Raw genomic sequence first — 14,818 nt, forward strand, 5'->3', positions numbered from 1 at the left:
TATAAATAAAGTTCTTGTATTAGAACCGCAACTCACTGAGCGACTCTAACGCTTGACAGTTAAAAAATGAGCCTTGGACAGGATGATCCGCCTCTGTGCGCTTATCCATGTACAGGCTTCAATGACACTAGTCTCATAAACTGTCAAATTGAACCTGCCCGATACTGAAAAATGCTGCAGGTGCATGTTCCATACCGGATTGCTCCGTATCGCGGAACAAAGAAGCGCTGAGAGCATGAAGTATCAGAGACTATATATGAAAATCAATATAGCCACAAGCGCTTAATGACCGCGGAATTGAGAGGGGATAGTTTGAATCGCACGCTTTTTACAGTTGGTCCAGTCGAGGTCCGGAAAGAAGTCCTCGAAGCCATGACAAAACCGATGATAACTCATCGTGGCAAAGACTATGAACAGTTCCAGGCAAATCTAGTTGAAAAACTGCACAAGACCCTGGACACAGACATGAATATCATGATGTCCCCGTCTTCAGCTTCAGGACTCCTTGAAGCCTGTGTAAGATGCGGCGTGAAGTCAAACATGGCTGGTATCTCAAACGGATCATTTGGAAACCGCTGGCAGAGCATCGGCAGCGACAATGGTAAAAATGTCAAGAAAATCGATGTGGAATGGGGCAAAGCCGTAAGGGCGGAGCATGTGGATGGACAGATCGATGACTCGATTGAAGCCGTTACAATGATCGCTAATGAAAGTTCTACTGGAGTTTTGAATCCAGTGAAGGAAGTAAGCGATGAGATCCGCAGCAAGCATGACCCTCTGATCTTCATCGATGCAGTTACCGCCGCTTACGGAAGCGATATGCACCTGAAAGAATTGGATGCGGACGCAGTGGTTTTCGGCACTCAGAAAGCACTCGCACTTCCGCCGGGACTGGCAATTATCTGTTGCTCAGACCGTCTGCTGAAAAAAGCAGAAAGTGTTCCCAACCGGGGTTATTATTTCGATCTTATTCAGATGAAAAAAATGGCAGACAAGAGTTTCTCACTAACTACTCCGCCGGTATCTCTGCTGTACGGCTTGGACTTCCAGCTGGACAGAATTCTGAAAGAAGGCGTCAAAAACAGATACGCCAGACATCAGGAGATGGCCGATACGGTACATGCATGGGCTGAGAAAAATCTGGGCCTCTTCGCAGAAGCAGGCTTCAGATCAAAAACAATCTCTGTCATATTCAAGAAAAATATAGAATTCGGCAAGCTTCAAAGCAAGCTTAACGAACGCGGATTTGAAATCTCTAACGGATATGGGGATATCAAAGAAATGACATTCCGCATTGGTCATATGGGAGATCTCACCGTTCCTGAGATAAAAGGTCTTCTCAAAAACATTGATGAAATCATAGAGGAATTGCAATGATAAAACTGTTAGTTAGTGACGAACTCTCCAAAGAGGGTCTCGATATGCTGAGGAAGGGAGGCGCTGTAGAAGTCGATGCCAAACCAAATATTCCTCACGATGAATTAGTAAAAATCATAGGCGATTATGACGCTCTTGTAATCAGGTCCGGTACAAAGGTAACAGAGGATGTCATAGAAGCAGGTAAAAAATTAAAGGTAGTTGGAAGAGCCGGAGTAGGCGTAGACAATGTAGATGTCAATGCCGCTACCAAAAAGGGTATTTTAGTAATGAACACTCCAGCAGCGAACATCATCTCAGCTGCGGAGCATACGATGGCAATGATGCTGTCTCTGGCACGCAACGTGGTTCCTGCAAACGTCTCTCTAAAAGCCGGAGAATGGAAACGTTCTAAATTCACCGGAATTGAACTGAACGGTAAGACTCTGGGAATTATTGGAATAGGCCGTGTCGGAGGAGAGGTGGCAAAGCGCTCAAAATCATTCGGCATGAAGCTTATCGGATATGATCCATACATTTCTCCGGAAGTAGCTGTAAAACTTGGTGTACGCCTGATGTCCTTGGAAGAAGTGGTCGAGCAGGCAGATATCATCACGATTCATGCAGCTCTGACTCCTGGAACATTCCATCTGATCAATAAAGATCTGATCTCTAAAATGAAACCGACTGCCATGATCCTGAATGTGGCCAGAGGAGAACTTATTGACAGCCAGGCTTTATATGATACTTTGAAGGAGAAAAAGATTGCTGGAGCTGCAATCGATGTGTTTGAGCAGGAACCTCCGACAGGATCTCCTCTGCTTACACTGGATAATATCGTTGTCACTCCTCACCTGGGAGCGTCTACAAAAGAAGCTCAGGAAAAAGTGTCTGTGGAGATGGCAGAAGCAGTCATGTCTTTCTTAGTTGATCATAAAATCAAGAATGCCATCAACGCACCAGTCCGCGGCATGGATCCAAAAGTGCTGCCCTTCATCTCAGTTGCAGAAAGACTGGGAGCATTTGCAGTACAGCTGGTCGATGCACCGGTTTCTAAAATAAACGTCACTGTATACGGCGACTTGGCTTCTGTAGATACAAAAATGATCACAGTATCTGCTTTGATGGGAGTTCTTTCAAATCTGTCAACTGAGTCTCCAAACATCATCAATGCAAGCTATATCGCTAAGGAGAAAGGCATACAGGTTATGGAATCAAAAGTAGAAGATTCCAAGCGCTATGTCAACATGATCTCTGTATCTATTGAATCTGAAAACTGCAAGAGAGAAGTCCGCGGAACCGCATTCCCCGAGTCTGAGCCTCGTCTGCTTGGAATTGACGACTTCGATCTAGATATACCGCTGGAAGGAGACTTCCTGCTTTCCGCCCACGCCGATGTACCAGGAATTATCGGTCGTGTAGGAGCCATTCTGGGAGACAAGGGAATCAACATTGCCAGAATGGGCCTGGGAAGGAAAGACAAAGGCGGAAATGCACTTCTTCTGATTTCTGTAGATACGCCTGTAAGTTTAGATCTCATAAAAGAGATGAACCAGGTGAAGGATTTCAAAGAAGTCCGCACAATCAAACTCAGTGGTTTAGACTCAAGGGAATACCTTCAGTTCTAAACAAACCACTTTTTATTTATTTTTTTTAAAAGTATTATTTCGCTTCAAAAGCAAAATGAAAAAGTATAAGATGCACATAACACGACAATCGGCTGGAAGAAGGCGGCTTTGTGAGATCATCTGCAACGATTTTTACTTTACCTGTAATCTCTCTGATTCTGTTAAGTTTTATCTTAGGTACCAGTGAGTTCATAATTGTAGGCATTCTGCCGGATATCTCCGAAGGGCTGAACGTATCTCTTGCCCTTGTCGGCAATCTTGTATCTTTGTTTGCATTTGCATATGCTATCGGGACGCCTTTTATAACTACAATAAGCAGCAGGTTCAACAGGCTGCATTTGCTGATCTTTCTGGCTGCAGTCTTTATCCTGGGAAATCTTCTCTGCGGATTTGCGCCCAGTTATGTCGTTCTCGTGATTGCAAGAATCGTGACCGCCGTGGTTTCAGGAGCCCTGCTGTCAATCGGAATGACCTTTGCCAAGGACACGACTGAGCCTGCAAACATGCCTAAAGTTATAGCATGGATCTTTTCTGGATTCAGCATAGCATCGATAATTGGTGTTCCAATAGGAACTGCATTGACTCAGGTCATAGGATGGAGGTATGTTTTCTTTGTAATCTGCACAGTCAGCGTTTTTGTAACTCTGCTGTTGTACAAAACTCTGCCCAGACAAGGGTCTGTTATGACATCTAAGAGTCTGACGCACCAATTCATCCTGTTCAAAGATGTCCGGATAATTCTCGGAGTGCTGATTGTATTTTTCGGCGCTGCTGCATCATATGTGTTTTACACATATCTGACTCCAATTTTAGAGACTGAATTGGGTGTTCCAGTAGAATATGTAAGTATCGTCCTGCTGCTGTTTGGAGTAACTTCTATCGTAAGCAATCTGATCTCTGGAAGGATTGCTTCCTCAGGCGGAATGAAAAAGATGCCCAAGGCCTTCCTGATTCAGACAATCTGTCTGGCAGTTCTTCCTCTTACTACTCTGTATTCTGCAGCAGGCCTGATCAACATCTTTGCCCTTGGCGTTCTGATGTATCTCATGAACTCTTCAATACAGATGCATTTTCTGAACATAGCGTCTCAGAATGTTCCGGAATCTATCAATCTAGCATCTTCCCTAAGCCCTGTTTCGTTCAATTTCGGCATAGCTTTAGGGTCAGTCTGCGGGAGCGCTATCGTAACTTTTGCAAGTCTGAGGTATGTCGGCATCTGTGGTGCATTATTTGCATTTTTGGCGTTTGCGATAACCGTAATCCTAAATATAAAATCAAAAAGTCTGGAAGAAGTTCAGCACCGTTAAAACAAGGCCAAAATAAGCTTTATTGGATTATATGTTCATACTTATTCAATTAAAGTTATGGACATAACTTTATACATATTGTGATATGCACTAGATAACATATATAGGCATTATTCTAGATTGTGATAACCAACACTAAATTGCTATATATGTAAGTTTAGAAAGTTGATTGCAGAAGAGTGAAGGTTAAAGCCATCACCAAGGGGTGTAGGTATGACATCAAAATCAAAAATGGATATGGAGAGCGTATTAACTCTCGAAAACTTAACAATCGCTATCAGGAATGGCATAGACAGGGAAGGTATGCCAGAAGAGCAGGCAAAGGAGATGGCTCAGCACATTCTGAATTTCTTTGGATACAGCGAGCGCATGATCGACAACGTTCTTGAGCCTGAAGACCGGGATGCTTTCTATATGTTGGAAGACACCGGGATTTTGACTACGGAACGTGAAGAGACAACCCTCTATGATGGAAGAGAGTGGAGAATCCACTATTGGCTTTTCCGTAAGGAACGCATTCTGGAATTGGTATGCGGTTACGATATGAAGGGTGAAGATGCTGACTCTGATGTCTCCATCTATGAAGAATTGGAAGACGGTGTCTGGGACACTCTCAAAAATCCCGGCGCAAGCAGTTTTTAAGGAGCATTAGCTCCTTATCTTGTGCCAATGGGACTCTTTCCCTATAAATTTCGTAAGTTTCAGGAAGAACTCGTCGAATCTATAGCTGATTCGACATCTTCCGCTTCCCATCTTGTTCTTGAGTCTGGGACAGGAACCGGTAAGACTGTATGTGCCTTAGCAGGTACGCTCGATACCGCCCTGAAGAATGATAAGAAAGTTCTGTACCTTACAAGAACGAATTCTCAGCAGCACCAAGTGATGACGGAGCTGAGAAAGATAAATGAGATCACGCCTGTTTTCGGAGTTGCCATTCAGGGCAGACAGAACACATGTCCTTTAGTGCAGCGTGATCCAGATCTCCGGTCTGGTACTCCGGAAGAACTTTCCAAGCTTTGTGCAGAAAAGAAAGCAAGAGCCATTTCCGACAGTGAAGGAGGCTGCAGATTTTACCGGAAAACCATAACATCCGATTTTGAGGATGTGGAAAAATACTGCAGAGAAAACCTGCCTTCCGTTGAAGAATTCTCAGATTATTGTGATAAGCGTGGCATGTGCCCGCATGAGCTTACGAAAGATCTTCTTTCCCGCGCAACGGTTGTAGCCGCGCCGTATGTTTATTTCTTCTCACCATACATAAGACAAAGGCTTCTGGACTGGATGAACATTTCAGAAACAGATCTTATCGTCATAGTGGATGAAGCTCATAATCTTCCTGAATATGCCAGGGAGATAAAGTCGTTCAAACTGTCTTCAAAAGTTATTGAGCTGGTGAATAAGGAACTGGATGATTTTGGAAATCCCGAAGTTTTGAAGGGAATTACCGTAAGAGATTTTGTAAAACAGATTGACATCCTGCTGAATAAAGCCCAGGAAGAATATCTCATTGAAGATGACGGTATAATCCCTCCAGATTTTCTTGAAGCCGGTTTAATGTCTGCTTTTTTCATCACATCTCATGCCTTGGATGCTGCAGCGGAGAATATTTCAGAATTTGGAGATACAATACGGGATGCCAAACGAAAAAAGGGCAGGCTGCCCCGATCATACATATATTCTCTGGGAAACTTCCTGCAGCTTTGGGCGGACACATATGAAGAATTCTATGTCAAGCTGATAACTGGAGGAGAAAATCCGGCTTTTGAAGCATACTGCATGGATCCATCTGTAGCATGTCTGCCTGTTTTCAGCTGTTATTCTTCCCTCCATATGTCTGGAACTCTTTCTCCTCTGAATGAATACAGGGCATCAATCGGAATACCGAAAGAATCGCGTTCCATCATCTTTCCATCTCCCTTTGACCCTTCAAAACGTTCAGTAATCTATACAGACGATGTTACGACAAAGTACGAAGAGCTGCTGAAAGATGAAGAAATCATCAAAAAAATGGAAGATTACACAGTTTCTGTATGCAACACCTGCAACAAGAATACTGCAGTATTCTTCTCATCGTACACCTTAATGAATAAGTTCCTCGAAGACAAAATTCTGCTCAGAATCCACAATGATGTCTTCATGGAAAGAAAAGGCATGCAGCAGCATGAACTCATGAATGAAGTAAAAAGTTTCAAGTCTTCGAAGCCAGCTGTATTATTTGCTGTAATGGGCGGCAGAATAAGCGAAGGGATAGACTTCCCAGGCGATGAACTGGAAATTGAAATTTTAGAAGGGATACCTTATCCGAAGCCTAATGCAAAGCAGAGGGCTCTGCTGCATTATTATGAGATTAAGTTTGGAAGGGGCTGGGAGTATACTGTCAAAGCACCTGTTACTAGAAGACTGCTGCAGACTCTGGGAAGACTCATACGTACCGAAGATGATGCTGGTATTGCACTGATACTTGATAAACGGGCAGTTCAGTTTTCAGACCGTTTCGTTTCTCACCTGTCTGAAGCTCCTGTAAACGATATTCTTAACTTTTTTGCAGGCCGCTGATGTAGAAAACATTTAACCCCTGTGAGTTATCCATGCTCAATGGACGTTTCAGAAGTTCTTACGGCTATCGTACTCGGCATCTTCCTTTTCCTGCCAGCCCTGATACCAAATTCAGCAGCTGTTCTCTTCGGCGGCGGAACGCCGATTGATTTTGGCAAGACCTGGAGGGGAAAACGCATCTTAGGTGACGGTAAAACCTGGGGTGGGCTTATCGGCGGAGTAGCCTCTGGAACATTTCTTGGAATAATTCTGATTGCTATCGCCTATTTATTTGATCCAGTAAATTTCTGGGGGTACGGATCTTTCCCGCAGAACATTGGAATAGTCTTCACTCTCGCACTGGGATCACTGCTGGGCGACATGTGCGGTGCATTTATCAAACGCAGGCTGGGAATGGAAAGGGGACAGAAAGCCCCGGTACTCGATCAGTATGATTTTGTAGCTGGTGCAATGCTTGTCACATGCTTGTTTTTCCCAGACTGGCTGATTTCAACCTATGTCACAGGCACAGGATTGATTTCATTAGTTACGGTATTAATCATAGTGCCGGTTCTGCATCGTTCTGTAAACATCATCGGTTTTAAAATGGGAAAGAAAAAGGAGCCTTGGTAAACATGAACGACCGAGTTAAGAACGCGCTAGTAAGCTGTAATGCTCTGGCTTATGGGGATTTTACACTCGCTTCTGGAAAAAAAAGTGAGTATTATATCGATATTAAAAAAGCCAGCACAGACCCGTACGTTCTCGAGACAATCGCGGACGAGATGGCTAAAAGCATAGCAGCTGCCGGGTTAAAGTTTGACTTAATTGGCGGAGTGGCCCTTGGCTCTGTACCGCTTGCAGTGGCACTTTCTCTGAGAACTAAAATTCCATATATTATGGTAAGAAAAGAAAAAAAGGATCACGGCACACAGAAACTGATCGAGGGGACAATGACCGAAGGCTCTAAAATCCTGATGGTGGAAGATGTGGTCACCTCAGCAGGTTCTGTTTCAACAGCTGTGGATGTAGTGAGAAACGCCGGAGGCATTATTGAAAATGTATTTTGTGTTGTTGACAGGCAGTCTGGCGGTTCAGAGCTCTTAAGAGAAAAAGGAGTCGAACTGCTGTCTCTGATAACTGCAGAGGATGTGTTGAAACGATGATCTCCTGTGAAGATTGTCCCCTCTGCGAAGGCAGACAAAATATCGTCATGCCTGATGGAGATCCTCAGTCTCCGGTTGCGTTTGTAGGAGAGGCTCCCGGAGCTGATGAGGATCGGCTGGGGAAACCCTTCGTAGGAAAGTCTGGCAAGGTACTAAGCAGACTTATGGAGGAAGTAGGTCTTGCCAGGAGCAGTGTTTTTATCACAAATACTGTAAAATGCAGGCCTCCCAACAACAGGGATCCAACGTCAAAAGAAATGGAAGCATGCTATCCAAGGCTGGAGCAGGAACTTAAAGATCGGAAATTGATCATTGCTCTGGGCAGGTCAGCTGCAAAAGACCTGATCGGAAGGGACGTTAAAATGGGCTCGGAAGCCAACACTATGATTCCAGTAATGATCGCAGGCAATGAGATCAAAGTCCTGATTGCCTACCATCCGGCTGCAACCTTTTACAGCAGAAAAGCTCTTGAAAGTCTGAAAAATTCTATAGAGATTGCCAAAGAATATATGCCCAGCAAATAATTTTTATGTCTGCCAGACCGTAAGAGCTATTTATAGGTACAATGATGAGTTTAAGAATCGGAGACTGTACATCATGTCTTTAGTAATCACCCCAGATGAGCTTATTAAAACGCATGGTAAGCTTTTCTGCCAAGGTTTCTACACCTTAGTTGATGAAAAAAACAACATAGCTACGCTGATCGAGTGTTGTGATGTTAAAGGTGCTATGGAGTGGGATATTGCCAACAGGAAACGCAGCGGCGGTGTTCTCAGGAGTATACGCACAGACGGCAACATGCTCGTCATGGATGCAGACCTTGGAGAAGGTGAAGTTAATTTCGGCCCTGCAGCGAAAGGCATAGGGGCCTCTGCTTTGAAAGCCGTTAAGATCGAGGGAGATCTTGTAAAAACAACATGGGTTGGTCTGGCAGGGGCAAGCGTCGGTGTCGGTGTCTGTCTGGCTCAGGGGCCAGGCGTAATTAAGGCTGAATACCCCGAAGGGTTTAAAGTAGGGGGAGCCAACAGAGTTTTGGTAAATATTTACACCCCTAAAATGGTGCGCGTAGTGTATGCTGCAGATGATACAGACACCAAAGAAAAGGGGGCTTCATGGGTTCTGATGCTGAAAATGGCTAGATCAGCTCCCTACGGCAAGTTCCTCGAACATAAAATTACACAGCTTAATCCAAAAGTTCCTGAAAAGACGACTAACTGCGCTGCCGTAGGCGTATCGTTTGCCGTGAGGGAAGATGAAGTGGAAAAGCTTACAGAATATGTAGTGAACTATCTTCGTGAAAATACATATTCAGATGATACAACGCTGGCGGTTTACCAGGGTCTTAAAATTCCGCAGGAGCTCTCTGAATACGGCCTGAGAGCTAAAAAAGAAATTCTCACAGTCGATGACGCCAAGAAAGCTGCAGCCGATGGCGGAGCGAAAATTATAAAAATCACCGGTGAAAACGGAACTATTGGAGCTGTTGCTGCGATAGGATGCTTTGATATGGGTCTTATGGCCGCAGACATTCTCGATGAATAATCATCATCGGGATCTTTGGTGAGGTAATGAAACAAGAAATCTCTAAAGCGATCTCAAGTACTGCATATCAGACATATGAGAAACTTCTATTCAAGGAGGTATCGGAGGGTGATATACCGCATCACATCGCGGTTATCATGGACGGCAACCGGCGGTTTGCCAAAGAGCTTGGGATTTCTTCCACCGAAGGACACATAAAAGGCAAAGACAAGCTTGAAGAAGTCTTAGACTGGTGTATGGAGCTTGACATTAAGATCCTGACAGTTTACGCTTTTTCTACTGAAAATGGAAAGCGCAGCGCTGAGGAAGTATCTGCGCTGATGGATCTTTTTGAAGAAAATTTCATAAAACTGGCTGATGACGACAGAGTACACAAATATGGAATAAAAGTAAAAGTCTTAGGCCAGAGAGAATTAATTCCGCCGAATGTTCTTGATGCCATAGAGATCGCTGAAGAGAAGACTAAAGAGTATTCCAATCACTATTACAATATTGCACTGGCCTATGGTTCCCGCCAGGAAATAACTCATGCAATCAGGCAGATTGCGCAGAAAGTCAAAGACGGAGAGATGGAGGTAGATGATATCTGTGAAGACACAGTCTCTACTTACCTGTACACAGCTGACTTTCCAGATCCTGATTTAGTTCTCAGGACTTCAGGCGAGGAGAGAGTTTCAAATTTCCTGCTGTGGCAGCTCGCATATTCTGAATTATATTTTACGGATGTATATTGGCCTGGTTTCAGGAAGATTGATTTTCTTCGTGCTATTCGTTCATACCAGATGCGTCAGAGGCGTTTCGGGACCTGATCTACCTCTGTTTTGAAATTTCATTGTTCAATATACAGCTTACAGAATCAGCCTTCTGCAGTTAAATGCCAGCTCTGCTCAAAATGCTCTGGGATGAGCAGGCGGCAATCCCGCAGCAGTATTTCTTCTGGGCTGCTGTATATATTCCAACTTGAATACTTCTACGCATATTGTGAATTTAAATCATATCCTTATACAATATGGAGGAACTTATACCATACAATTTCTATTTAATGTATATATGATGCAGAATCATTGCATCCAGCCACACCGGCAGCTTACTCAGGGAACGTGAAAACATTTTTCTAGAGTGTATCTGCTGGGGGGTCGAACAGACTATGGCTAAATACGACTTAGTATTCATTCACGCTCCCAGCGTATATGATTTCAGAAAAGAGTCTATGTTTTACGGGCCGGTCAGCGATCTGGTACCATCGACTCCTGTTTTTGAAATGTATCCGTTTGGTTTTACAACGATGGCTGCCCATCTCAGCAAAGCCGGTTACAAGGTCAGAATCATAAACCTTGCCAGCATGATGCTGAATGACAGTAAGCTGGACGTAGAAGCGTTTTTATCAAAGATTAACTCAGACGTATTTGGCATTGATCTTCACTGGCTTCCGCATGCTCATGGTTCTCTAGCCGTAGCTGAGATTCTCAAGAGGCTGCATCCTGATTCAAAGATACTTTTTGGAGGATTTTCATCGTCATATTTTCAGGAGGAATTGATTCAGTATCCGCAGGTAGACTTGGTTTTGAGAGGAGACTCAGTTGAACAGCCAGTCGTTACGCTGATGGACACATTAAGCAGATCAGGGGATCTGTCTAAAGTGCCGAATCTGACTTGGAAGAAAGATGGCAAGATTACCGTAAATGATATGACTTTCATCCCGGACGATTTAGATTATCTGGATATTGATTACGCCTGGATCATAAAGTCTGTAATAAAAAATATGGATCTGGAAGGAGCTAAGCCTTTCAAAGACTGGGACAGATATCCTCTTACAGTATCGTTTACCGTCAGAGGATGCTCGCACTGCTGCGCAGTATGCGGAGGCAGCTGCGGAGCAAACAAGATTGTGTTGTCCCGCTCTAAGCCAGCATTCAGAAGCCCTGAAAAAGTTGCAGAGGATATAAGCAACGTGGAAAATTACCTGAAAGCTCCTGTTTTTGTAGTAGGAGACTTAAGGCAGCACGGGGAAAGTTATGCTGAACGTTTCTTCAAAGAGTGCAAAAACCTTGGTATCGATACCCATGTAATTCTGGAATACTTTGTGCCTCCGCCGGAGTCGTTCTTTAAAGCTGCAGATTCAACATTCAGCAGGTATTCGATTCAGTTTTCTCCAGATTCTCACGAAGAGAATGTACGTTATGCTCTGGGAAGAAAGTTTGACAACCATTCCATGAATAAAAGCATCGGATTCGCGCTTCAGAACAACTGCCAAAGATTCGATATGTTTTTCATGATTGGTCTTCCTGAACAGACTCCAGAGTCTGCCATCAGTTCAGCACAATATACCAGAGACTTATACGGCAGCAACGGCAATGACAGCAGGCTGCACATTTACACATCACCTCTGGCTCCATTCCTTGACCCGGGAAGTTTTGCTTTTGAGAATCCTGAAAAATACGGCTATAAGCTGCTGGCACACACTCTTGAAGAGCACAGGGTCAGGCTTACAAGCCCCAGCTGGAAGGATGTTCTCTCATACGAAACAAAATGGATGACCCGGGATCAGATCGCTCAGACGTCTTATGATGCTGCGGATCTTCTCAGCAGGGTGAGGCTTGACGTAGGACACATCACTCAGGAAGAATATGATGAAATCACTTCCAGGTCTAAAGAAGCCAGGGCACTGCTGTCTGAAGTAGAAGCAGCCACAAAGATTCAGAGCTCAGAAGACCGAAAAGCCGCTTTGGATGCACTGAGGGGCCGGGGAATGGAGCTGATGGAATCCACGATCTGTCAAAAAAGAGAATTGGAATGGGACAGCCAGAGTGTATTCCGCAGTGCGCCCCGGGTAGTCAAAGGTTTGATCTTTAAAAAGAAAAAGAGATGAGGGCTTAATTTTTGCCCAGCTCTTTAGATCTTTCAGTTGCTGCCAGGACTGCATCAATGAATGCTCCCCTTACAGCTGAATTTTCAAGGATACGCATTCCTTCAATGGTTGTTCCCGCGGGAGAAGTGACCATGTCCTTTGCCTGGCCAGGGTGCATTTTTGTTTCCAGTATTGTTTTTGCAGCACCTAAGACAGTCTGTGCAGCCAGTGCAGTAGAAACATCTCTCGGCAGGCCGGCCATTACTCCGCCGTCTGACAAAGCTTCAATCACCAGATAGATGTATGCTGGTCCTGAACCGCTGAGGCCTGTTACAGCATCGAGCTGTTTTTCTTCCATTGCATATGCAATTCCTACAGCTTCCAGCATTTTCTGGACTAATGCCTTATCATCGTCACCGGCGTATGTTCCAAGAGCAAAGGCAGACGCAGATGCGCTGACTAGACAGGGCTGGTTAGGCATGACTCTTATCACTCTGACGCCTTCGTTGAGATGAGACTCAATGGATGAAATCTTCACACCTGCAGCTATAGAAACCACCAGATGGTCTTTAGTCAAACTGGGTTTCAGTTCATCTAATACTGTAGCAACGACATTTGGTTTTACTGCCAGTACGATCACTTTAGCTTCATTCACAACATCTTTGTTGCTGGCAGTTACGTTCACTCCCAGATTCTTTTTAATGTAGTCTCTTCTGGCAGCGACAACTTCGCTGGCAATAAGCTCTTCAGCGGTCGTGAGCTGTCCGTTGATCAATCCTTTCATCAATGCCTCGGCCATATTGCCTGCGCCAATAAATCCAAATTTTTTACTCATGATATGCACCGTTGGTTTGCAATTCAATGTTAAACTAAACGCCTAACTGCTCAAATGATTCTTGAATCTTCCCTTTGATTTTAACAGACTTTGTATTATCTATCCCCGTGGATTTTTTTAATAAACGATGGTTTAACGCCAAGTAGGCGTCTTCACTGGCTGCAAAATTATCGCTTCGACAATGTATTTATAGAGGCATCATATTGTCCGACCAATGCTCTGGGATACCTATTTGCCGGTCGCAATCTTCACAGTGGTTGCGTTGGGATTTCCGATATTGGCATTCTACGTCTCAAGATTTTTCCGTCCTACTCGAGTGACGCCTCTTAAGCGGGAGACCTATGAATGCGGTGAGGTTCCAATCGGTGGTGCACAGATCCAGTTCCATTTTCAGTTCTATATGTTTGCAATTATTTTCGTTGTTTTCGATGTAGTTACAATCTTTTTGATGATCTGGGCACTCTCGTTTGATTATCTCATGTTCGATGCTAAACTAATGATGTTGGCGTTCTTTGCACTGCTTTTAGTCGGTGTATATTACGCTCTCAAGAAGGAGGAGAAGCTATGGATTTGAGTCTATTTCCAAATGCCATTGCCATGACTGCCGATGAGTTTAAGTCTTGGTCCCGTGAGGTCGTTGATGAACTCAGCAGATCCAGCGGGATAAAGAGACTCGTTGACAAAGCAACAGCTCCGATCTGGAGTTGGGCACAGAGAAACTCTCTGCACCCTCTGCACTTTGGTATTGCATGCTGCGCTCTGGAAATGGCTGCTGCGTCTGCCCCTAGATTCGATGCAGAGAGAGTCGGTGTTGTGTACCGTTCTTCACCAAGACAGACTGATGTTCTTCTTGTGAATGGATGGGTAACAAAAAAACTTCGTCCTGCTCTTCGTCGTCTCTATGAGGAAATACCCGATCCAAAATGGGTCGTGGCTATGGGAGAATGCGCAATTTCAGGTGGACCCTGGTATGATTCATACAATGTTGTGCAGGGTGTCGACACTTTTATTCCAGTCGACATTTACATCCCCGGATGCCCCTCTAGGCCTGAAGCCATGATTGATGGTTTCTTGAAACTGCAAGAGAAAATCAAGGTAGAACAGCAAGGTACATTTTTGGATGACTGAGGTGAATATATTTGGCTGATGCGTTTACAATTGACCAGGTCAAGGAAAAAATCACTTCAGAATTTTCATCAGATGAAGTAAAAATCCTTGATAAAAATAAACCCCGTAGAATATATTCTACTGCGGACAAAGACTCGATTTTAAAACTCTGCACGTTCCTTAAAGACGCGCTTAACTTTGAACATTGCTCATGTGTATCTGGTGTAGATCGTATGGATCGCTTCCAGGTAGTCTACCACATCACATCATATGTCAACAAAATCACAATTGAGATTGTTGTTGATCTGCCTCGTGACAATCCAGAAGTAGACTCCATCACTCCTTTGTGGGGTGGAGCTAACTGGCACGAGAGAGAAGCCTATGATATGTTTGGTATAATTTTCAAGAATCATCCAAAACTTGAGAGGATTCTGCTGGATGAGGATGTTCAGTTCTTCCCGATGAGGAAGGACTTCAAGAGTGGAGGTCTCTGA

15 protein-coding genes are annotated in these 14,818 nt (G+C 44.2%); 14 read left to right on the forward strand and 1 reads right to left on the reverse strand.

The window, feature by feature from the left end; genetic code table 11:
- Nucleotides 1-285 precede the first annotated feature (285 nt).
- From H729_RS00880 to H729_RS00930, 11 genes are all read left to right on the forward strand, one after another.
- Nucleotides 286-1,377 carry a pyridoxal-phosphate-dependent aminotransferase family protein gene (locus tag H729_RS00880; protein ID WP_052312404.1) on the forward strand — a complete coding sequence of 364 codons (1,092 nt, stop codon included), beginning with the start codon at nucleotides 286-288 and terminating at the stop codon, nucleotides 1,375-1,377.
- Nucleotides 1,374-2,984, forward strand: a complete 1,611-nt coding sequence (gene serA, locus H729_RS00885) for a phosphoglycerate dehydrogenase (RefSeq protein WP_020448115.1) — start codon at nucleotides 1,374-1,376, stop codon at nucleotides 2,982-2,984. The genes H729_RS00880 and serA overlap by 4 nt, the downstream gene beginning before the upstream one ends.
- A gap of 110 nt (nucleotides 2,985-3,094) precedes the next feature.
- Nucleotides 3,095-4,291 (forward strand): MFS transporter, encoded by a 1,197-nt coding sequence (locus H729_RS00890; RefSeq protein WP_020448116.1) that lies wholly within the window; start codon nucleotides 3,095-3,097, stop codon nucleotides 4,289-4,291.
- A 213-nt stretch (nucleotides 4,292-4,504) separates the two neighbouring features.
- Nucleotides 4,505-4,933, forward strand: a complete 429-nt coding sequence (locus H729_RS00895) for a DUF6015 family protein (protein WP_020448117.1) — start codon at nucleotides 4,505-4,507, stop codon at nucleotides 4,931-4,933.
- A gap of 27 nt (nucleotides 4,934-4,960) precedes the next feature.
- A complete protein-coding gene (locus tag H729_RS00900; protein WP_020448118.1) occupies nucleotides 4,961-6,847 on the forward strand; it encodes an ATP-dependent DNA helicase in 1,887 nt (628 codons plus the stop codon).
- 39 nt (nucleotides 6,848-6,886) lie between these two features.
- Entirely contained in the window at nucleotides 6,887-7,459 is a 573-nt protein-coding gene (locus H729_RS00905) for a CDP-2,3-bis-(O-geranylgeranyl)-sn-glycerol synthase (RefSeq protein ID WP_020448119.1), read from the forward strand.
- Between the two features lie 2 nt (nucleotides 7,460-7,461).
- On the forward strand, nucleotides 7,462-7,992 hold the full coding sequence (gene pyrE, locus H729_RS00910) for an orotate phosphoribosyltransferase (RefSeq protein ID WP_020448120.1): 531 nt from the start codon (nucleotides 7,462-7,464) through the stop codon (nucleotides 7,990-7,992).
- Nucleotides 7,989-8,516, forward strand: a complete 528-nt coding sequence (locus tag H729_RS00915) for a uracil-DNA glycosylase (RefSeq protein ID WP_020448121.1) — start codon at nucleotides 7,989-7,991, stop codon at nucleotides 8,514-8,516. The genes pyrE and H729_RS00915 overlap by 4 nt, the downstream gene beginning before the upstream one ends.
- Nucleotides 8,517-8,589: 73 nt before the next feature.
- Nucleotides 8,590-9,534, forward strand: a complete 945-nt coding sequence (locus H729_RS00920; RefSeq protein WP_020448122.1) for a TiaS agmantine-binding domain-containing protein — start codon at nucleotides 8,590-8,592, stop codon at nucleotides 9,532-9,534.
- A 26-nt stretch (nucleotides 9,535-9,560) separates the two neighbouring features.
- Nucleotides 9,561-10,343: a polyprenyl diphosphate synthase gene (gene uppS / locus H729_RS00925; RefSeq protein WP_020448123.1), complete on the forward strand. Its 783-nt coding sequence runs from the start codon at nucleotides 9,561-9,563 to the stop codon at nucleotides 10,341-10,343.
- A gap of 338 nt (nucleotides 10,344-10,681) precedes the next feature.
- A complete protein-coding gene (locus tag H729_RS00930; RefSeq protein WP_020448124.1) occupies nucleotides 10,682-12,403 on the forward strand; it encodes a TIGR04190 family B12-binding domain/radical SAM domain protein in 1,722 nt (573 codons plus the stop codon).
- A gap of 4 nt (nucleotides 12,404-12,407) precedes the next feature.
- Here H729_RS00930 and proC read toward each other — a convergent pair whose 3' ends face one another.
- Nucleotides 12,408-13,217: a pyrroline-5-carboxylate reductase gene (gene proC, locus H729_RS00935; protein WP_020448125.1), complete on the reverse strand. Its 810-nt coding sequence runs from the start codon at nucleotides 13,215-13,217 to the stop codon at nucleotides 12,408-12,410.
- A gap of 232 nt (nucleotides 13,218-13,449) precedes the next feature.
- On the opposite strand from proC, the gene H729_RS00940 reads away from it, so the two are divergent.
- The 3 genes from H729_RS00940 to H729_RS00950 are packed head-to-tail and all read left to right on the forward strand — an operon-like array spanning nucleotide 13,450 to nucleotide 14,818.
- Nucleotides 13,450-13,791 carry an NADH-quinone oxidoreductase subunit A gene (locus tag H729_RS00940; RefSeq protein ID WP_236608641.1) on the forward strand — a complete coding sequence of 114 codons (342 nt, stop codon included), beginning with the start codon at nucleotides 13,450-13,452 and terminating at the stop codon, nucleotides 13,789-13,791.
- 23 nt (nucleotides 13,792-13,814) lie between these two features.
- A complete protein-coding gene (locus H729_RS00945) occupies nucleotides 13,815-14,345 on the forward strand; it encodes an NADH-quinone oxidoreductase subunit B (protein WP_048134174.1) in 531 nt (176 codons plus the stop codon).
- Nucleotides 14,346-14,356: 11 nt separating this feature from the next.
- On the forward strand, nucleotides 14,357-14,818 hold the full coding sequence (locus H729_RS00950; RefSeq protein ID WP_020448128.1) for an NADH-quinone oxidoreductase subunit C: 462 nt from the start codon (nucleotides 14,357-14,359) through the stop codon (nucleotides 14,816-14,818).

Source organism: Candidatus Methanomassiliicoccus intestinalis Issoire-Mx1, from assembly GCF_000404225.1.
In the GTDB taxonomy this organism is placed as follows: Archaea; Thermoplasmatota; Thermoplasmata; order Methanomassiliicoccales; family Methanomassiliicoccaceae; genus Methanomassiliicoccus_A; species Methanomassiliicoccus_A intestinalis.

What these genes read in the sequence shown, in the direction of transcription:
- H729_RS00880 (WP_052312404.1), top strand. Translation starts at nt 286, where the DNA reads ATGACCGCGGAATTGAGAGGGGATAGTTTGAATCGCACGCTTTTTACA.
- H729_RS00945 (WP_048134174.1), top strand. Translation starts at nt 13,815, where the DNA reads ATGACTGCCGATGAGTTTAAGTCTTGGTCCCGTGAGGTCGTTGATGAA.
- proC (WP_020448125.1), bottom strand. Translation starts at nt 13,217, where the DNA reads ATGAGTAAAAAATTTGGATTTATTGGCGCAGGCAATATGGCCGAGGCA.
- pyrE (WP_020448120.1), top strand. Translation starts at nt 7,462, where the DNA reads ATGAACGACCGAGTTAAGAACGCGCTAGTAAGCTGTAATGCTCTGGCT.
- H729_RS00895 (WP_020448117.1), top strand. Translation starts at nt 4,505, where the DNA reads ATGACATCAAAATCAAAAATGGATATGGAGAGCGTATTAACTCTCGAA.
- serA (WP_020448115.1), top strand. Translation starts at nt 1,374, where the DNA reads ATGATAAAACTGTTAGTTAGTGACGAACTCTCCAAAGAGGGTCTCGAT.
- H729_RS00930 (WP_020448124.1), top strand. Translation starts at nt 10,682, where the DNA reads ATGGCTAAATACGACTTAGTATTCATTCACGCTCCCAGCGTATATGAT.
- H729_RS00900 (WP_020448118.1), top strand. Translation starts at nt 4,961, where the DNA reads ATGGGACTCTTTCCCTATAAATTTCGTAAGTTTCAGGAAGAACTCGTC.
- uppS (WP_020448123.1), top strand. Translation starts at nt 9,561, where the DNA reads ATGAAACAAGAAATCTCTAAAGCGATCTCAAGTACTGCATATCAGACA.
- H729_RS00920 (WP_020448122.1), top strand. Translation starts at nt 8,590, where the DNA reads ATGTCTTTAGTAATCACCCCAGATGAGCTTATTAAAACGCATGGTAAG.
- H729_RS00915 (WP_020448121.1), top strand. Translation starts at nt 7,989, where the DNA reads ATGATCTCCTGTGAAGATTGTCCCCTCTGCGAAGGCAGACAAAATATC.
- H729_RS00905 (WP_020448119.1), top strand. Translation starts at nt 6,887, where the DNA reads ATGGACGTTTCAGAAGTTCTTACGGCTATCGTACTCGGCATCTTCCTT.